At 55.4% G+C, this 20362-nt stretch carries 14 protein-coding genes; 9 read left to right on the forward strand and 5 right to left on the reverse strand.

The features are described 5' to 3' along the window. The first annotated feature begins 779 nt into the window (after positions 1–779). The 8 genes from GBB11_RS11005 to GBB11_RS10850 all read left to right on the forward strand — a co-directional run bounded on the left by GBB11_RS11005 (position 780) and on the right by GBB11_RS10850 (position 9816). On the forward strand, positions 780–914 hold the full coding sequence (locus tag GBB11_RS11005) for a hypothetical protein (RefSeq protein ID WP_255456630.1): 135 nt from the start codon (positions 780–782) through the stop codon (positions 912–914). Positions 915–1047: 133 nt separating this feature from the next. Then, entirely contained in the window at positions 1048–1182 is a 135-nt protein-coding gene (locus tag GBB11_RS11010; RefSeq protein WP_255441718.1) for a hypothetical protein, read from the forward strand. Between the two features lie 474 nt (positions 1183–1656). After that, positions 1657–2547 (forward strand): site-specific integrase, encoded by an 891-nt coding sequence (locus GBB11_RS07190; RefSeq protein ID WP_151550200.1) that lies wholly within the window; start codon positions 1657–1659, stop codon positions 2545–2547. Then, complete coding sequence (locus tag GBB11_RS07195; RefSeq protein WP_151550199.1) at positions 2516–3109, forward strand: ParA family protein; 594 nt, start codon at positions 2516–2518, stop codon at positions 3107–3109. Before GBB11_RS07190 ends, GBB11_RS07195 begins: the two co-directional genes overlap by 32 nt. Continuing rightward, positions 3109–3327, forward strand: a complete 219-nt coding sequence (locus tag GBB11_RS07200; protein WP_151550198.1) for a ribbon-helix-helix protein, CopG family — start codon at positions 3109–3111, stop codon at positions 3325–3327. The genes GBB11_RS07195 and GBB11_RS07200 overlap by 1 nt, the downstream gene beginning before the upstream one ends. A gap of 267 nt (positions 3328–3594) precedes the next feature. Next, positions 3595–4017, forward strand: a complete 423-nt coding sequence (locus GBB11_RS07205; RefSeq protein WP_151550197.1) for a hypothetical protein — start codon at positions 3595–3597, stop codon at positions 4015–4017. 41 nt (positions 4018–4058) lie between these two features. After that, the gene (locus GBB11_RS07210; RefSeq protein ID WP_151550196.1) at positions 4059–9536 is read left to right on the forward strand and encodes a helicase-related protein; all 5478 of its coding nucleotides are present in this window, start codon (positions 4059–4061) and stop codon (positions 9534–9536) included. Between the two features lie 139 nt (positions 9537–9675). Then, positions 9676–9816, forward strand: coding sequence for a hypothetical protein (locus tag GBB11_RS10850; RefSeq protein WP_192796394.1), 141 nt, complete (start codon positions 9676–9678; stop codon positions 9814–9816). 1134 nt (positions 9817–10950) lie between these two features. Here GBB11_RS10850 and GBB11_RS07215 read toward each other — a convergent pair. After that, positions 10951–11463: a hypothetical protein gene (locus GBB11_RS07215; RefSeq protein ID WP_151550195.1), complete on the reverse strand. Its 513-nt coding sequence runs from the start codon at positions 11461–11463 to the stop codon at positions 10951–10953. Between the two features lie 815 nt (positions 11464–12278). Further along, positions 12279–12602 (reverse strand): hypothetical protein, encoded by a 324-nt coding sequence (locus GBB11_RS07220; RefSeq protein WP_151582274.1) that lies wholly within the window; start codon positions 12600–12602, stop codon positions 12279–12281. A gap of 176 nt (positions 12603–12778) precedes the next feature. Here GBB11_RS07220 and mobF point away from each other — a divergent pair, with 176 nt between their 5' ends. Continuing rightward, positions 12779–16309, forward strand: coding sequence for a MobF family relaxase (gene mobF / locus GBB11_RS07225; RefSeq protein WP_151550490.1), 3531 nt, complete (start codon positions 12779–12781; stop codon positions 16307–16309). 659 nt (positions 16310–16968) lie between these two features. Here the strand turns inward: mobF and GBB11_RS07230 are convergent. The 3 genes from GBB11_RS07230 to GBB11_RS07240 are packed head-to-tail and all read right to left on the reverse strand — an operon-like array spanning position 16969 to position 19829. Beyond that, on the reverse strand, positions 16969–17415 hold the full coding sequence (locus GBB11_RS07230) for a DUF4913 domain-containing protein (RefSeq protein ID WP_151550192.1): 447 nt from the start codon (positions 17413–17415) through the stop codon (positions 16969–16971). Then, on the reverse strand, positions 17412–19157 hold the full coding sequence (locus GBB11_RS07235; protein WP_225979285.1) for a type IV secretory system conjugative DNA transfer family protein: 1746 nt from the start codon (positions 19155–19157) through the stop codon (positions 17412–17414). Before GBB11_RS07235 ends, GBB11_RS07230 begins: the two co-directional genes overlap by 4 nt. Then, entirely contained in the window at positions 19158–19829 is a 672-nt protein-coding gene (locus GBB11_RS07240; protein WP_151550191.1) for a hypothetical protein, read from the reverse strand. Positions 19830–20362 lie beyond the last annotated feature (533 nt).

Below are 20362 nucleotides of genomic sequence, written 5' to 3' on the forward strand. Positions count from 1 at the left end.
GGGGTGTCCTATTTTTCGGCAGTGCATGCCGTACCGAATTGGAGTCGTGTGGTTCTGTTGTCGACGACAAGGGAAATGTCCATTCTCTGAGGGAAAGAGCCGCGGTAAACACCTAGCGCTCTCACCGAAATGCAATGGAAGCGATAGGCCTAGCTACTGGGTAGGCGCACTACTGGGTCTATGACCTCGAGGAAGAAAGTGACGTCCTACTACCCACTACGCTACACATGCAGAACGGTGATCAACGGTTCCGCTCGGCGGGCTTATGTAAGGCGCAGCAGGAAATCTCCAGCATCTCCTCGCTAGGGCCCCTCCCCATTACGTTATTCGCACCCCAAAAGTGAGAATAATCTCGTGTATAAGACACTCCCATCGAGGCGATGAGAGCTACTGTGAGTCGGCGATCCAGTGGGATGTGAAGCGCTCTAGTCATAACACTGGGGTGCCCAGCTCTGTGCACGCGGCCGTGGCAGCCAGAGCGGCGACGTAGCGCACACTATGAGCCCCCATCGCAGCGAACGCGTGAATCATCCACGAGGCTCTGGAGGAAGGCCATCATCACTCGGCGATACAGTCCCACCGACAGAACCTGACGGCGACGCACAGCACCGTGATACCCCATGTCCTCAGCCGAAAAGCTAGTCCTGTGTCCATGCTCGACATCGGCCGAGCATTGCCGTCCACCATGGAGGCGGATTCACCGAGAGGGTAGCTCACATGGCCTGCCATAGGCGAGCAGACAGTGACAGAATCACTGACGCTGTGCGACACGTTCAACCATGCACTTCAACGAAAACCCAGAGCGGAAAGAAGAGACAGCAACAATGGCGACCTATGCGGAGCCAGAGATACTGAACGAGTGGCACGAGATCTTGGGGCCTCCGACGGACGAGGACTCGATCGAGGAAGCCTAGCAGAAGACGCATCTGGGGCAACGGCTGTGTGATCAGACAGAGGACTGGATGAAGAAGCACGAGCAGAGCCATCTTCACGGCAGCGAGATCGCGATCGAGGAAATGTAATCTGGGGTCGATCAAGTCGATGCGGATGCAGCAGATGCAGGAGGAGGACGCGGAGGAGCTCGATCCGGACAAACCTCCGATGGCATCCGCCAGCCGAGAGGAGTACTGCCGGCTGGCGGATGCCCAGTACGGCGACTCTCGCGGACCACGAATGTATTAGAAGACGCGCCAGCCCCGCAGCATGCCTCACAGTGAATCGGCTATGGAAATATGCCCTACAAGATATCTACACAGCAAAAACCCCCGACTTCCAATCGGAAGCCGAGGGTTCTCGGAAAGTGGTAGCGGGGGCAGGATTCGAACCTACGACCTCTGGGTTAGGAGCCTTGCGCAGGCGCGATGTAGCTCGCCTCTTTTTTTACCGCTACTGGCAACAAATAGCTTTGTTGCTTTGTTGCCGAGTGGACAAGGCAACAGGTGGATTTGTTGCCAAGTGGATTTGTTGCCACGATGCCAAGAACGAGGGTGGGGTTTCTTCGAGTGCTCTAATGTTTGGGAACCCCTTCGGGCTGCCGCGCCACCCTGCGGGTGGCTTGCCTTTAAATAGAGCTGGGTCACCGTTGGTGACGTTCCCGAGGAACCAGTGGCGTGTCGCAAGGCGCCGTGAGTATTCTTCCTGTCTCAAATTGTTTCTGTGCTTATCAACGACAGTCAGTATTTGTTGGCGATACCAACAGGTTGGGAAGACGCGCTACGTAGTTTCGAGCTATTGCTACGCGCGAGAGGATTGCGGGAGTCATCGGTGGACACCCGCGTACGGCATGTCCGCCGTTTTGCGCGTGAGATCGGCTGCGATAGCCCTAACAAGGTTACACAGGAGCAACTCATTGCTTGGAGCGGTTCGCAGCGCTGGGCAACCGAAACTCGGCATTCCTACTACATGTCGTTGCTTGCGTTTTATCGAGTTGTCGACGAAAAAGACATTCTTGCCAGTATCAAGAATCTATACAGGGCGTCTCGCCGTATTCCGCCGCCACGTCCAGCTCCGGATGAGATCATCGTTGAGGCTATTCATGGCACTGATCCCCGCACAGCACTCATTCTTAGGCTCGCAGCGGAACTCGGGCTTAGACGCGGTGAAATCGCACTGGTGCACCATCAAGACCTGCTCTACAGCGAGGGGGCCTACATTCTGACGGTGCACGGAAAAGGCGGTGCTAAACGCACGCTTCCCGTACCGCATAGTCTCGGCAAGACCATCGAGGAACGCTCCAGGATCACCGGTTTTTTGTTTCCAGGGCGCGTAGACGGGCACCTATCACCACGCCATGTAGGCAAGCTCGCTAGTAAAGCTCTCCCCTCCCCATGGTCACTTCACACGTTGAGGCACCGGTTCGCCACCGTTGCTTATAGCGGCACTGGACACGATCTCATCGCTGTCCAGCACGCACTGGGGCACAACCAAGTCAGCACAACCCAGCGCTACGCAAAGCACCACGCTAACGCGTTAACTCACGTCGTCAAAGCTACTTCTCTATCGAAAGGACCTGACTATGACAACAACCATCGCCCTATGCAACCTTAAAGGCGGCACGGGTAAAACCACTACTGCCATCTACATGGCTACGATCATCGCTAACTGGGGACACCGTGTCGTTGTACTTGATGCGGATCCTCAAGGGTCTGCCACAGCATGGGCGGACATTGCCGCTGAGAACGAGCCGCTTCCCTTTGAAGTGGTCCCCGCGAACGCTCGTGTGCTCGCAAGACCGCGTAGAGAGGATGTAGTGATAATCGATTGTCCTCCAGGAGGCGGAAACATCATCACCGCCGCCGTCGAGGCTGCCGATCTGGTACTCATTCCCACCTGCCCCTCGGCAATAGAGGTCGACAGAATGTGGTCCACTGTCGAGCTTGCTGAAGCCTCTAAGACCTCCTACGCGGTACTCCTAACGAGCGCGCAACTCGGCACCAAGGCCCTGGAGGAGCTTAGGTCTGCTCTTGACGACTCCGATACTCCGTGGATTCGACATATCATCCCTCAGAGAATGGAGATTAAACGCAGCTGGGGAGGAATTCCGATGAAAGCTCACGGCTACGACTTCGCGACCGCAGACGTTTTCGATATCGCTGGAGGGAAGAAGTAATGACCAATCCCATGCAGCGGCGTAAACACTCTCAGCAGCCGGTGTCGACTGTAAAGGATGCGTTCCAACGCCCGAACGACAATCGCAAACGACTGGTGGCAAGGGTCGATGCTGAACTACACGGCAAGTTCAAAGCAACGGCCGCTATGGAGAATCGATCGATCAACGATCTTCTTGAGGAGGCCATAACCACCTATCTGAAACGCCTAGAACGGTAGAATCTGGCAACATGGCAACTTGTTGCCGCCTCTCTATGGCAACAAAGCAACAAAGCTATTTGTTGCCGTAAAGACGCAGTTTAAACGCTATTTTGCGCCTGCTTGCTCCAGTACGATTAACCATTTGTCGGGTTGATTTACATGGAGGAGTAGAGCACATGGCAAGGCGTAGACAGACACGTAGCGACGAGAATCAATTGGGGCTCTTCGACATACTCGACGGCGCCCTCCAACCGACATCAGAGGCAGAAAAGGAAGAGAGTAACAATGGCGACATACGCAGAGCCGGAGATGCTGAAGGAGTGGCACGAGATCTTGGGCCTTCCGACCGACGAGGACTCGATCGAGGAAGCCTGGCAGGAGCTGCTGGACAGGACCGGAGAAGCAATCTACGAAGCGACCGAGAACGCGAAGGCGAACTGGGCGAAGCAGAATCCGGGGCAACGGCTGGACGAGAACGTCGACGAGTGGATGAAGATTCACGAACAGGCGCACTACATCGGGAGCGAACTAGTTCTCGAGGAGATGTACCTCGAGCCGATCAGGGCTCTCCGGATGCAGCAGATGCAGGAGGAAGAAGCAGAGGAGTTCGATCCGGACAAGTCTCCGATGGACGCCGACAGCTGGGAGGAGTACTACCGACTGGTGGACGCCCGCTACGGCAAGTCTGGGGCGGGAAAGATGTACTAGAAGGAACTCCTTCGACGTTTGATCCGCGCCGTCGCGAGCCGGTGGCGCGTGATCCACGTCAGCGTGCTGAGGATAATATCGCCGCTATCGAGCTACTGTATTCGCTTCATGAACAACAACGGTGGGCAACACCAGAAGAACAGCAAGTGCTGGCGAAGTACTCGTCATGGGGTGGAGTATCGGCACTGTTTGATCGTCGTAGCGCCGAATGGGCTGAACTGAGAGACCGGCTACGGAAAACGGTAGATGATCGCACATATCGAATTCTTGATTCGAGTACCACCACCGCTTTTTTCACTCCCGAAGAGCTAGTGCGCCCCATGTGGGACGTTCTAGCCCAAGCTGGTATCACCGAGGAACACCGAGTCCTCGAACCCGGTGCTGGAACCGGCAACTTTATCAGCAATGCTTCACGCCAAGAGAACATGATTGGGGTGGAGCAAGACCCGATCTCTGCAGGTATCGCCCGCCAGCTCTATCCGACAGCGACGATCATGGAGCTGGGGTATGAAAATGTTGACCTGCCGAAGGGTACGTTCCAAGCGGCTATTGGCAACGTCCCGTTCGAGAACCGCTCTTTGAACGACCCGAAGTACAACCGCGGTCAACTATCAATTCACAACCATTTCATCACCAAGACTCTGGAGATGATGGACGACGGTGGTGTTTTTGCGGTCATAACCAGCACCTATACGGCCGATGCGGCAAATACCACCGCACGCGAAGCAATGATCAACCAGGCCGATCTTATAGGCGCGGTCCGGCTTCCTTCCGGTGCGTTCCAAGCGAACGCTGGCACGGGTGTCACCAGTGACATACTCCTATTCCGAAAACGGCCCAGTGATCAAGCCCCAAGTGCCTTGTCCGACGCTTTCATCGAAACAAAACGGATGTCGGTCGGTGAAGGCGAGGAACTACGAGTCAACGGTGTGTTCGTCGATAGGCCATGGGCGATTGCAGGTACCCCAAGTCTTACTCGTAATCAATTCGGTAAGCCCAGCCTGCATATAGCGCCTGATAGTGAGGATGTTGCCGAGGAGCTTAAGGCAAGCTTTTCTCGTTTTATCGACGAGGCTGCATCGACAGCGCCTCCGCAGGTAGTTGCCGACTTCGATCTTCAGGCCGTCGTCGATGCTCAGGTATTCGAACAGCCCACGCCAGGCACTATTCGCTATATCGCTGATGAAAACTCTGTGCAGTTCCAGCGTTACTCACACAAGAATCAGGCGTGGGTTGAGGTAAAGCCACCGGCAAAAGCTGCTATCCCTCGCTGGACTGCGACCATCGACCTCATGGAGACCGCTAAAAGACTTCAAGAGGCACGACGCGAAGGCGATGAATCTGGTGCCGAGGTCTACTACCAGCAGCTGGTGGCTCAGCATGAAACGTTCGTTGAGCGCTGGGGCGCATTGAACACTGTCGAGGAAAAGACCACCATGCGGGCCCCATCGAAAAAGCAGCAGGAGTTGCTTTTTAAGGAGCGTGAGCAGCAGTGGCGTAAAGAGCATATGCTCGTACCTTCCGAGCCACTACCTGAGAACGTCGAGCAGCAGCTTCGCTCCGAGGTTACTGAAAAGCAGCCTTACACGAAGAAGAAGTTGCCCTACATCGATCCTTTTGACAAGGACCCGCGCTCAATAATGTTGCTTGGCTTGGATGAGGTCGACGCGTCTACTGGGGAAGTTGCGAAAAAGGGCCTGTTGCTCGGTAAACAGGCGAGCAGTAGCCGGAATAAAGTACAGGTTTCCACGCTCGAGGATGCTATCGCGGTCAGCATTAGCGAATACGGGGTTATCGATCCGGCGGGTGTTGCCGACGCCCTTGGTCGGGATCCAGAGGATGTCGTGGAGGAGCTGGTGTCTTCCGGGCAGGTTTACCGTGATCCTGCCGATCCCGAGCGGCTGATGCGTCGTGAGACGTATCTTTCTGGCAATGTGCGCACCAAGCTTGAGGAAGCAAGAGCCGCTGTCAGCGAGGATCCTCGCCTGCAGGCAAACGTGGATGCTCTCAAAGAGGTCATACCTGAACAGGCCGAGCAGCTGCCCACTATCCGCCCCGGTACCGGCTGGGTCGACAAGCGCTACTACGAGCAGTACCTCATCGAGCGCCTAGGCGCGCCGAAGACCACCAAGGTAGTCCGAGCTGGTGGTTCGTGGACGATTGATTTCGGCGAGAGGCAATGGAACTACGGTGGAAAAGCCGACCTAGATTTCGGCTTGGTAGCTGCTGGTGGAAGCCCCCGTTTCAATTACCGCTCACAGCGGGCGGAGCTACAGCGCTACGCCAACCAAGGCTTGGCATGCACGCGAGGCGACGGAGTCGTTATCCCCGCCTTCAGAATGTTCCAGAATGCGCTAAATCTGCGCACCCCGGAAGTTCGCTATGGAACCTCGTGGGCCACTAACCACCCATCAGACAAGGTGTCTGGTGAGGCGACACGGTTCGCAACCCGGAAGTGGCACGATATCCAAGCTGACTTCTCGAATTGGCTCCTTAGCGACCCCGACCGCTATCAAGAGCTCCTCAAACTCTACAACGAGAAATTCAGAAGCCATGCCGCGCCGAAATATGATGGATCAGGCCGCAAACTGCCGGGATGCGCCGTCACAACCCCGTACGCCTATCAGAAAAACGCCGTTGAACGCATCATCAACGAGCCCGGAACACTCCTCAACCACTGTGTTGGTGCTGGTAAAACCGGCACGATGTTCATGGCTGCCATGGAACTGAAACGTCTCGGGAAAGCGCAGCAACCATGGATCGTGGTACCAAACCATATTGCGTCCCAAGTGGTGGCTGAGTCGCAGCAGTGGTACCCAGAAGCGAAAGTGCTTACCCCACCGGAGAACGCCAGCCGTGAAGATAAAATCCAATTCGTCTCACAGGCTATGGCCGAGGACTGGGACTTTGTGATCGTCTCTGACACGATCTTCAAGTCGATTGACATGTCTACAACCTTCCAGCAGCAGTACCTGCAGGAACGATACGACGAGCTCGACCAAGCGTATCAGGCCATAGCCCTTGAGCATGGTGTCGACTCACCCCTGGCCAAGCGTGCTCGATCAGCGCGGAAAAACATTGATAAACGGCTCACAGCGTTGAAATCTTCCAGCAGAATCGAGGGGCTAGACTTCGACGCTACCCCTGCAGATTATCTGTTTATCGACGAAGCACACGAGTACAAGAACCTTGATCGGCAGTCTGCTATCGCGGACATGAGCATCACCGGCTCCCAGAAGGCCACAGACCTTGATATGAAGCTGAGCTATCTCCGTCAGGCGAACAACACCGCAGGTAAAAATGTGGAGACGACTCCCGTGTGCACCCTCGCGACCGGTACCCCAATCGCGAACAATGTCGCAGAAATATGGGTGATGCAGCACTACCTCCGCCCTGACCTCGCCCGATCTATGTCCGTCGCTAGCATTGATCAGTGGGCTGCAATGTTCAGCAGCCAGAGCACTGAGTTCGAGATCAATGCCCAAAACGAGCTTGTGTCTAAAAACCGCACCAGGGGCTACAGCAACGTCGCGGACCTGCAAGCTATCGCGCATCAATTCACAGATACTGTGTACCAAGAACAAATTGAGCATAGGCTACCCATGTTAAGCAATGATGGGCGGCCTATCACGGTGTCGTTCTCGGTTGGGCAAGAAGCACGCGACTTTATGCGCGACTTCAAAGACCGACTTTCACCACAGCAAGAGTTCAACCCAGCACGCGACTCCGTGTTAAAGATACTGACGGATGGACGCAAGGTTGCTATCTCACCGCGCCTAGTCCATCTCGATATTGAGGGAGCTTCACCACGGGCTAAGGCCGTAGCAGAGAATGTGCTCGCCACCTACCACGCCCACAAGGATGACCGTTATTTGGACGTCAACGGCAATCCACATCCTAATCCGGGCGGGCTTCAAATCGCCTTCCTTGACTCCGCTGTTCCAACTGGAGATGGCTCCTACAGCCTCTACCAGGAGATAAAGGACCTGCTTGTGGAACAAGGTATGAATCCTGACCGGATCGAGTTTGCGCAGGATCACGTTAAACAGCGTGAAGCGTTGTATAAGCGTTGTCGCAATGGGGAGGTTGATCTTCTTATTGGTTCCACGAGACTGTTGGGAACGGGGGTCAATATCCAAGATCGTGTCACCGCGATCCACCATGTGGATCTACCGTGGCGGCCAGCAGATCTAGAGCAGCGCAATGGACGCGGTATCCGTAAAGGTAACCAAAACCTAGAAATGGATGAGTACCACTATATCGCCGAGGGAACCGCAGACGCGGTGAGTTGGCAGGCCTTCACGAGGAAACTCGGATTCATCAATGATTTCTTCCGCACTGGACGTGTCATCGATCAGTTAGAGCCAATAGAAGATTCCTCGGAGGACGTCGCTGCCATGCACAAAGCTATCGCGACCGGCGATCAACGCTACGTCACACTCCACCGCCTTGAGCAGCGCCGCGATGAGCTAGTCAGCAAACGTCAAGAGTGGCAGGCCGCACGCCAATCGAATCAATCCTCTATCACCTACCTACGGTCAACAGTCGCGACTCATGACAGCGCAATCGGCTTTTACTCACGACACATCGACAGTGCGCACGACTGGCTTAGTAGTGAGCATCGTGCCTGGGCCAACGGAAGGGGCGAGGTATTTACTACCCGTATTGAGGCTGCAACCTCTATCACAAGCTCTATTGCGCGAGGTCTTCGCTTTCGTCAACAGGAACCCCAGACTATCGCCGTCATTGCTGGTGTGGAGTTTGAAGGGCGCTATAGCGTAGCTAATACCTGTTACGAGGTATATGCAAAGAACGGCCCGCAAGACATGGCCGCGGTTAGTCGCTTCAGCTTCCAAGACATCGCCGAGTTTGACGAGAATACCGCCAAGAGGTCTGGAGCGCTGAAACGTCTGGAAAATAAAATCGAGTCAATGCCCAGCACCTTAGAGCGCCACTACGTGGATCGAGCACATGCAGCCCAAGAGCTGTCTGAGTTAGAACAGAAATCTGCCCCGAACTTCGCTCACACTAAGGAACTCAACGAGCTTGAGAGTAGTATAGGTGAGCTCCGATCAGAGCTGGTGGCGAAAGAGAAGTCCGGAGTAGCGATCCAGGACGAAATTGACTACAGGCAGCGGTGCGCCGTGCGAGGGCGGGGGAAGGAATGGTCGCTGGAGCTTAACCCGACACAGGCCTATGTTGAGGAGCGGGGGAAAGCGACTGTCAACGAGGTAGTGCTTGAAGCCAAGACGAGAGAAGCCGATTGTCTGCAGGCGGCTGGCGAAATATCCAAAGAACAGCGCGATTGCCGGGTAGCACAATACCAACGTGAGTTTCCAGTCCAGTCCGCGGATGAGAAGGCCCTATATAGCGCCAGACTCCTCCTCGACAAAGTCAGTGGCAAAACTCCAACAGCTCAACACAGAGACAGGAAAGGTGAAGAGACGTCCTCGTTGACGCAGCCACACGCACCAAACCAAGCCGTCCAAAGGCAACCCCCACCATCCATGGGGACGTAATAAAGGGTAGAATCAGATCTGGTTCCGCCCCTAGTGGTCGGCTTCTTTCGTCGCTGCGCGAGGTACTCGCGCGCGATCGTGTGTACCTCGCGCAGTATTGACTGGCGAGAGGACCATAGCGATCGAAAGGAGGTGCGACATGTCCAAAAGGACACGAAGCACACCCGGTCGAGACGAAGAAAACCTCGGCGCCAGCCCCTCTGAGAAAGTGAAGCTGGCAACCGAGGTTCTAAAATTCTTGACCGCGTGGGCAAAGGCCTTTGCCGAGGTCTTCACCTAAGGGTCTTGTACCCGTCACCCTCTCAGCGGTGCGAACGCTGAGGGGGTGTTTTTTTAGATACCAGCAAGGTGATGAGGCAACCGTGCTGCTGACTCAAAGTATAAGCCATTCGCTATATTCCCGCTACTCCGCATAGTCCCTATAGTCTCTATATTCTCGCTACAGCCCCGAGCAACTTGGTGCATGAAGGTGTGCAGCCGGTACGCCCACGAGAAGGAAGCCTTTACTTCAACCTACGGAAAACTATCCCATTGAGGCCGCTTTTGCGGTCGAGTTCGCGCCAAGACAGCGCCAAGCTCACCAGATCGTAGCGCCCGCGGGCGGGCGAGGAGCTGCCGCGGCGAGAACGTAGTCCTAATCGATTGCCCTCCGGGAGGCGGTAACATAATTTCCGCTGCTATTGAACCCGCCGACCTCGTTCTCATCCCCACCTGTCCATCGGCGACCGAGGTCGATAGGATGTGGTCCACTGTCGAGCTTGCTGAAGCTTCCAAGACAGCATGCACCGTTCTTCTAACGAGTGCCTAGCTGGGCGCGAAAGTGCTCGTGGACCTCCAAGAGGCATTGAACCACTCGGGTACACCGTGGATTCGCCACATCATTCCTCAACGGATGGACATCAAACGTAGTTGGGGCTGCCCAACCAGTTCCTCGGCCATCATGGCGATCTGTTCGACGCCTCTGGAAACATGGGTAGCATCCGCGCCCAGCTCTCCCGTTCCGCTCTGCAGCTGGGCCATGCCGTTGACCAGGGTGTCGGTATCGGACCTGGCATCGGCGAGCCCAGTACCGAGGCGGTCGGCCCCGTTGCGGAGCTGAGCGGTGCCATCAGCGAGGGGGAACCGTCGGAAAAAAGAAATAGGTCGCATTGGAAAAGTCCACAAACATCTCCGACCCCGAGCCGAAAATGTTCATGGACGTAACATAGCCGCACGAACCATCCTCGCTAACATCTAAGAGCGAAATGTCAGTAGCAGGTTTATCTGCTAGTGCTTCTTAAATAGAGCTTTAAGGCCTTTTCCTTGGAGGTCCGGATTTGACTTCATGCGTTGCCGCAGGCCCCGAGCATAGCCAAAACTCCCAGCCGCAAACACCGCAACTCCAATCAAAAACAGCGACATTGGTAACTCCAGTTTAGCAGTGGGTAGATACCCATACCCAGAATGCACCTTCACCTAGAGCAGCCAATAGTGCAATGGCAGGATTAACTGCTGCCATTGCGAGCACCTGCCCCCAGGCATAAGCATGCCCACTGCCAACTAAGCCGACGAGGTAGGGGCAAACCTGTTCTTTCGTAACACGTTCTTGCATGGAAGCTTGGAGATTGGCAGTCTGCTCTGGGGTGGCATCGCTTAAGCGAGCTTGGAGTGCTTGAGCGGCAGCCCTAGCGGTGATCGTCTTCGTGGAGCCATCCGGATATGTACCAGTTATCTCCCCGGAGTCGTTATCAATGGTTGCGACAATGTCGCCGTAACCATCAACCGACAAAGTTTGCGTAGTAAGTCCATGAAGCTCGCCGCCCAAGAAAGCCGGTATCTCTGACGGGTTGTCACTAACGGGTTGCGTACCTGTAAGTACTTGTTGCGGCGCGGATTCGGCGGCCATAGCCGGAGCTGGAGTCGTAAACATCGATGCAGCAACTAACATCGCTGCCGCAGATTCTAACACCTTTCGCATGCGATTCCCCTACCTGAAAGCGAACATGTCTGAGAAAACAACTTTTGTTCCCTCACCAAGCATTCTAACCAGAATCATAGACATGTGACGAGCACCCCCTCGAGAAAGTGATGAAACGCACGCCCTGAAGTGTCGCAGGCTTTGATCCGCCTGAATAGATGCGAAAATCTGAAGTCATGCCCATGAAGTCTGGTCAGGATGCCAAAGACCGCGTCGTCCGCTTGCCGTGACGGCCGGGTTACTGAGCCTTTGCCCGAAGACCTCGTTGCAGAGGTAGCCAAGCTCACCAGATCGTAGCGCCCGCGAACGGACGAGGAGCTACCGCACTACCCCTTCGGGCTAGCTTGCCTAAGACTCCACGGTGACTTCGGCTGACTATCCTTTCGAACAGTGGTTACGGTCGTCGGCTTGATACCGGTAGGCCGGTGAGTACTCCATATCCTTTGGGGGTTCATTCAGATTATTTCTCCAACTGGACATCCAGAGGGAGGGCTGGGTCCTAAGTGACGTGGAGCGTAGCGCTAACAAACACTTGCTCATCCCAACCATCCTTCAACGCTGCTCGTATGCGTAGTGAACGTTGGTATCTACAGCTGGAGTCGTTCACTGGACGCTTGCCCTTGTGGCGTCCTCTATCAGCGGCACTCGAAATATTGCCTTGGAAGGCGTCGATAGCTTTCTGGGTTGGTGCGAGCGCTGGCACATGGGCGCGCACCAGTAGAGGCGGCATCCCGGGCAGCGGCACCTCCTCACCTAGTTGAGAGCTTGTCACTGGTGTATAGGCCTTACTCTTCCAGCACATCACCTGGACGTGCATCCACGTGATCATCTTGCTGGTCGCTAGATGACGCGGACTCTGTCGCTTCATTGATAATTTGCTTCACCTTGGATCGAGGCATTCCAAGAACCGACGCGAGCTGGGTGGGCTTCTCGCCTAAATCCACTAGTTCAGAAAGCAACGCTCCTAGCTCTTTGTCTCGTTGATGCTGCTTGTCGAACCAGGCGTCTAGCTTCTTGTGGAGGTCTAGACGCCGCTGGAGGGAGGTGGTGATTTCCCGTGTCCGAGAACGACGCCTAGCTGCTATGTCTCGTGTCTTTTGATCAGTCATGCGCTCATCATCCCCCACCGTCTGACCCTGCACAAGGCCAACCCTCTAAGCCACTCTGTCACAGCACACCCAAACGCCACTTCGTGCCGCTCTTCAGACCTCTGACGCGCTCTGACTCAATACACCTTATGCACTCTTAGTATCGACGGTAGGTTTCGGCTACAGTAGTAATCGTGATGTCGTTGCGTAAGGTGAGTGCTGGCAACGGGTATGAGTACCTGTTGCGCTCTGTCGCACGCAATGACGAGGATCAAAGGCCTACGAAACTCTCTGATTACTACGCCGCTAAGGGCACTCCCCCCGGGCGCTGGATTGGCGCAGGTCTCAGCTGTTTCGGCTCAATTTCTGCGGGTGATGAGATCACCGATGAGCAGATGTGGGCGCTTTATGGTGAGGGTCTACACCCGGATGCTGACGCCATGATCGCCGATGGCGCGAGCTATGAGCAGATCAAGATTGGCCGACCTTTCGCGATTTACACCGGCGGGGATGAAGTTTTAGAGGCGATTCGTGAGGCCGAGAAGGCATTCAAGCGTGACTCTGGGCGACTACCAACCAAGCGTGAACGTTCTGATCTCGCTGCAGAAATTGCCATTCCCGCGTTCATTGCAGAGACAGGTGTGGAGCCGGAATCGCAGCGCGAAGTCCTCAATTGGGTCAATGCTAAGCAAGCTCGGGTGCGCCAAGCGGTCGCAGGATACGACTTTACGTTCTCACCTCAGAAGTCGGTGTCGGTGCTGTGGGCTCTCGCTGATGAGGAAACGGCCGCAAAAATTGCCGAGCTTCATCACCGGGCAGTATCCGAGACACTTGCTTGGGCGAACGAGAACGTGGTGTTTTCACGCCGTGGAGCGGGCGGAATTGAGCAGATTAAAACTAAGGGAATGATCGCGGCTGAGTTCACTCACTTCGATACTCGTGCCGGAGATCCGGACCTTCACTCGCATGTTGTGGTCTCGAACAAGGCGCAAGGAGAGGACGGTGTGTGGCGTTCCTTGGACGGGCAAGCTATTTTTCAGCAGCATCACGTGCTCGATTTTCGTTACACAGCGACGCTGACTGATCTTCTTTCACGAGAGATGGGGTTGAGTTTTCATGCCCAATCGCGCGGCGAGACGAAAGAAGCGGTCTACGAACTCGACTGTGTGCCTGATGATGTGAGTGAGCTTTTCACCAAGAGGCAGCAGCTCGCACGGCCTGTTTACGAGCGTCTAGTTGCCGAGTATGTGGACCAGTTTGGTTACTCTCCGAGCTATCAAACCACGCGTGCACTGTGGCAGAAAGCCATTCTAGAGACGCGTAATGCGAAGCAGCCAGCGAAATCTCTAGCGGAGCTTCGTGACGAGTGGCGTGCAGAAGTGATGGAGAATCTTCCACATGCCGAAGCGTTGTTCGCCCGGTTAGAACATGCAGTAGAGTTTCCAGACGGCGATAGGCGGCCCCTCTACATGCCTGAGTCGCACGATGAAATGATCATTGGCGAGGCAGTAGAGACGGTTTCCCGCCGCCGCGCGACGTTTAAACGCTCCCATGTGCTTACCGCTGTGCTCGCGAAACTTAACGCCTATACGCTCGAGGAGGGGCAACTTGAGACGGTTAGCCAGCGTCTAACTGATCAAATTCTCGACAACGTTGGGATCAATCTCAACCCAGATGACGGTGTTAGCTTGCCTGATGCGCTACGTCGTAGCGACGGGAAAGCTATTGATTACCGCGACAATAGTGAGCAATTCACAACTCAAGCCATACTTGATGCTGAACAAGTGGCTCTCGACGCGGTAACTACACCTGTTGCAGTTTTCGTATCGGAAAGCACTATCGATGACGCCTTAGCTGCCCACGAGGAGGAACACGGCTGGGCACTGAATTCTCAACAAGCAGAGCTAGTGAACCACCTCGCCAATGCTGGCACACTCGCAGCGACAGGTGTGGGAGCTGCTGGAACTGGCAAAACCGCAAGCATGCAGGTTCTCACCAACGTCTGGCATAGCCAGGGTCGCAATGTAATCGCGGTTGCGCCTTCAGCCGCCGCAGCAACCGTACTCGGTGATGATATCGGTGTCTCAGGTAGAACGATTGACTCGCTCACCCGGGCGTGGCGTAAACGCAATGCTATTGAAGATCTTCCAGTCGCAATCTCTCGTGGAGACATGATCCTGGTGGATGAGGCCGGAATGAGTTCAACGGAAAACCTTGCCTCACTGACCGAGATTGCACAGGCTACAGGTGCCGTTGTTCGCCTAATTGGCGATCACAAGCAACTCGATGCCGTGGAAACTGGCGGTCTTTTCGGCACTATGACGACGGTTGCAAACACGGTGCAACTCACTAACGTGCAACGATTCGGCGACGATAGCGAACAGGCCGAAGCATCACTCAAACTGCGCGATGGCAATACCTCAGCAATCGATGTCTACGAGAATCGCGGTTGGATCCACAATGGAGCACGCCACCACATCCTGGACACAGCTGTCGCTGATTACCTTGCGGACGAAAAGGCTGGTCGGAAGTCGCTCATCATCGCATCCACTAACGCCGACGTCGACCAGCTCAACACCGCTATCCAGGCCGACCGAATCGCCCGTGGTGTCGTCGTGCTTGATAGGACCACTACCCTAGCGCGGGGTGAACAGGCAGGCATTGGTGACCGTATCGTCACCAGAAAGAATCATCGCTTCACCAATGCCGACGGCCACGGCGCGTTCAAAGTGACCAATGGTGATCTGCTCACAATCACCGATATTGACCCCAGCGGCGATATTCACGTCATCGATACATCCACACGCGAGCGCAAGACACTACCGAAGAAGTATGTAGATGAGCATGTACATCTCGGCTACGCCCAGACGGTGCACCGCGCGCAAGGTGCGACAGTAGATGTCTGCCGTGCGGTGATCGACGAGTCCGTTAACCGTGCAGGGCTCTACGTTGCTCTTACGCGCGGCAAGCACGCTAATCATGCCTACGTCGTTACCGAAACTGCTCTCGATGAGCAGGCTGAAGATGTTCACTACTACCACCAGGGGGATCGAGATGCCCCTACTGCCCGCGATGTTCTGTCGCGTTGTATCGCCAAGGACGACCGTCAACGCTCCGCAACCGAGCAGCTATGGCAATCTGGGATCACTGATCCGGAAACGCTAGTCCACCGATGGATGGCCGGAAAGGATATCGCCACCCAGCGCTTCATTGATGATCACCTGCCAACCTGGCTGGATTCACTCCCCACAGCTTGGAGCACGGAAATTACCCATGCAGAAGGCGGGGATGCACCCATCCGCCAGGCATGGCGAGAGCTAATACGCTCAGGAGTCGATCCCCGTGATGTCATGGGTGATGCGATTCGTCACTGTGATGGATGTAGGAGTATCCAACATGCCTTGACTTATCAACTTCGACAGAATGTATCTAACCGCGTGGATGAATTAGCGCTGCCGCCGGTATACGCTGGTCAAGACACACAGCTAAGAGTGTGGCTGGGTCATAACCGCAAGGCAGTACGAGAGGTCCTTCATCCTGCACCTGCTCCTGTTGAGCGGTCGAAAACGGAGCTAGGCCATGAGGTGCAAAAGGCACGCAGCCTGATGGATAAACTCGCTCCTGTAGCCGGGGCGAGAAAGCAGCAGCGCGGTACCACCCCACCGGGCAGTAGCACCGATACGCAGCAAGCCGTTCAAAACGAGCAAGGCTTCAGCCCGGGTCTCTAAAAGAATAAGCTCGACCTGACCGCTGTTACCGCAGCGTGTCACATCGAGCTCAGTTCTTAGATTCAGCGTAGAGAGTTTTGCGTTACATCCCTAGGCTTGGAGCAGGTGTCATATCGGGACTGGGGGCGCTCGATACCTCCGGAGTGCTAACTGCAGAAGGAGCTGGGGACACTCCACCTAGCTCTAAGGTGTCCAAAGTTTCCCTTGCGGACACTAGGCTTGGATCCACGCCCATGTCTTGAGCATCGGCTATACGCTCTTCGAACGTCAAAGGTGTGGATTCAACTACCTCGTCGACTCCCTTGAAGTCTTCACGCGACTCGGCAAACACCGCGTCTACATCTGCGGGCGACTGAACTTCCGGCTGATCCAAATAGTCACCAATCATGGCCACAGCGGCAGCCCCCGTCACCACTCCCGCGACAAGGTCTGCCGTCGTTGGAAGATCCCTACGCCGGTACTCAGCTGCAAAGCGATCACGGTCCCGTCTATCCCATCGAAGTCCTGACTCCTGCTGGCGACGTACAGTCTCGTGTACAAGTTCACGCGTACTCAGTCGTTGTAGCTGCCTCGGGCCGGGCCGGACAACTCTTGTGGCCGTGCGGGCCTTCAGCGCCCTTAGTTCATGCAACATTTTGACTATACGGCCATCAGCTCGACTAACCGAGGTGTGCATCGTCTATCTCTCCTACATAGGGTGAGGCACACTCCAGTGGGTGCGCCGGAAAATCCTGCCGCTTAGTGTCTGCGAAAACGCCCTGCTCAGCCATGAGTTGATTCATGTGGTAGTCGGCGTGAACGCGAAGGAATGTCTCTAGATAGGTTGCTGGTTCATCACGGCGAAGCTGCTCGAAGCGCTGCCACAGCGCCTCTAGTCGGATCACCGCATGCTCATAGCTCCACCATTTCGAATTCCAATTCACCTCACGCTGCCGATGCGCTACCGCGGGGTAAATGTGAGATAGAAAATCCGATACGAAAGTGTAGACATCAGGGAAAAGTGGCTCTACTACCTCATCGTCAGAGACAGCATCAATCTGTGACCCAGGGACTGGCTCAACGTCGGCATCGAATTCCGCATCAGGATCGAAGTCCGTATCATTCACTTTTTGACCTCCTTTTTCTTACTGGGAAGTAACTCTTTAATGCGTCGTGGCCACGACCGTTCCCAGAAAGGAACAAGCTGCGCGATGACAGGGCGACGTTTGGAGGAAAAGACCACCGCGCGCCACTGCGGCAGTGCTGCTAGTTCCGCTTTGGTGAGAATCTTTCTCTCCTGGTAGGAGGTAGAGGTGCTGCGCCCATCTGAGGAGCGGCTTACAGAGGTGGTGCGCATAGTGGCTTCTCCGATGAGGTCTTCCATCTTGCGCAGCATCACGTCATCTTTGACAGCGCCACCATAGAGCAGGATGCTAGCGGCCGACCACAGGGCCTCCATACCTTGTTCTCCCCACACGCTCACACCTTGGGAGTAGCTCTGAAGAATCGTCATCAAGATAATCGAGCGTGAGCCGTAGTGTGAGTAGAGGTTTGGTAGTTCAGGCCACTTCACGACATTCGCTGCCTCATCGAGGGCTGCAATCAACGGCACCGGCAACCGTCCGCCGTTTTCTTCTCCGTAGCGCTCAGCTGCCTGCATGATAGCCGCCACGAGCGCTGTCGTTAGTGCCGCTGCGTTATCGGCACCGTCTTTAGACAACACGTACATCGTGGGGTGGGGTGCACGAACAAATTCTTCAGCTGAGAACTTCTGCGCTCCGATTGTCGGTGTGACCCATTGTGCTACAGCACGCCTTCCCAGCGGAGCAGCCATCGTTTTGGCCTGGCCATACACGCCCCCTTTAGTCACTTCCGGTAGGGCGGAGGTAGCGTGCAACGAATCGTTTTGCGCTACCCACTCAGGATGTTCGGACAGTATCTGGCGAGGAGTGGGATCATCAGGATCGGTCACCCACCGGTACACATCGGTGATCGGCCTGTCGTCGAGTGCGGCTGCCAGCAGTAGCGATGCAAGAAGCTCGCGGCCTGCATTCACCCAGTAGGCGTTTTCACCGCCGCTGGAATCACCAAGCGCTGCACAGCGGAAGATATCAGCTAGAGCCTCGGCACTTGCGTCCATCATCTCGGGATCACGACGGATTGAATCCAGAGGGTCAAAGAACCATTTTTCCTGTTCAAACCCGCGTGCTATCTTCTGGGGATCAAACACCCACGCCTGTCCACGATCAGATGTGAGAGCGATGGTGTCATCTACGATGTCACGCTTATTCGACGTGGTTACCACCGCACCAGGGGCATCAACAATCGCTGGAATTACCTGGGAGGTAGTCTTACCCATACGCGGGCCGAATACGATCAAAAACAGGTCTTCCCATGAGCCCCAAAACTCTTGCTTCGGCTTGCCTGGAACGTGGCCGAACATCAGCCCCGGTTGCGTGATTGCTTTCTCGTCATCGAACCAGCCACGTGCGTGTTTCTGGACGTGAGCTTTGCTCAAAGTTGAGCGCTCCTCCGATCCTCCTAGATATCGTTGAGCGTCATCGATCTGGACTCTTTTTCTTCCTGTTCCCTTTACCTTCCCTCGCACTAGCCACGCCAGCCCGCCAGCAGCGCTAACAAGCATCAAGAAAACCAGTCCCGTCGCAGCCGTGAGCTTCGCTTCACCGCGGATAATGAGGACCAATGCCGTGATCGGATTCCAGCTCGTCCTCCCAACGTCTGTGACCGTGGAGACGAGCTGTAGAGCCACAACTCCGCACATCGCCACGATCAAAAGGCCCAGTAAGAACAGCGTCGACGGTTGGGGTCCGACGGTGCTGCCTGAATGCCGCACGTTCTTGCCAGACACTTAGTCCTCCTCGACCTCGACAAGGCTCGTCAAATCGTAGTCCTGCCAACGGCTGAACCCGGGAGTTTCAGACATGATGATGGCACGCTCATCATCATCGACCACGATATCGACAGCGACTCCAAACCGTGCACCAGACGTTTTCAGCGCTGCCACATCGAGATCTGGACAAGTCGTGACAATCTCAGCTCGGCCGAGCTCGTGGCCTGCAGCTTCGAGTGCTTTTCCAACTAACCACACGGCTTTACCTGCCACGGATTGCTCCGCGCTGACGAGATCTCCTGGCACTCGCACTCGGTCAGAATCAAAGAATGAGCCGTACCACACAGCATCGTGATCATCACTGACTACGGCAAAACTTGCAGACGAGGAGTCCTCTGCCTCACTAGCTGCAACCCACAGTCGAACACAAGGAGCATCATCGCCGAGAGCTGCCAGAGTTTCTGCCTTCTCTGCGTCTCGTGCAGCGAACGCCGCAGCCCTCAACTCCTCATAGAACACGCCAATTTTGGCAAGTGAGTGCTTGAACTTTGGAAAGTCATTCGCATTCATCCAACCCTGACTAGAGGCAAAACTCTTCAACTCGTCATGGTCTTTCGCAGCCTTTAATTCTGCCTTATTCTCAGCGATGATGGAATCAATCTCGGCCCATCGCTGCTTATCGTTACTCATGATCACTTCTCCTTCAATGGGGTGTGGTACCCGGTATTGAGTACTCCAGCGAAGGAGTACCCAGCGTCTTCAATTTCGTGAGCCTCTACTAGTCCTACGCGAGGCACATAGTCCCGTTTTTTCCGTCCTGTCCCAGGCATAAGTTGAACGACTGCTTCAATCCATGTCCCCTCCTCAACATGAGACAACTGCCCCGTAGGGTCGTTGACCTCAATGAAATATGCCCGCGCATCAGCCGCACAGCAGGTAATTGTGACCCTTCCGAGGCGCAGGCTGTTCTCTTCACGGTCGATAGTCCCCTTCACTACGACGCGATGCCCCTGAATGCGCTGGTCAGCAGGAGTTGCCGAGCGGGCTACGACTTCGTTGAGAGGTAGTTCCGGCGTAGTGTTTTCCAGCGGCGGCCAAGAGGACGGAGCACCGGACGCTACGGCAGCACTACGATTAGCAATCGTCACCTGCTGGGGCGATACCGCCGATGGAGTGATCACAGCGATCACCGCCACCATCACAGCCAGCGCCCAAGGAGTCAT

It is taken from the genome of Corynebacterium sp. 74A, from assembly GCF_008930665.1.
Taxonomy (GTDB): Bacteria; Actinomycetota; Actinomycetes; order Mycobacteriales; family Mycobacteriaceae; genus Corynebacterium; species Corynebacterium megadyptis.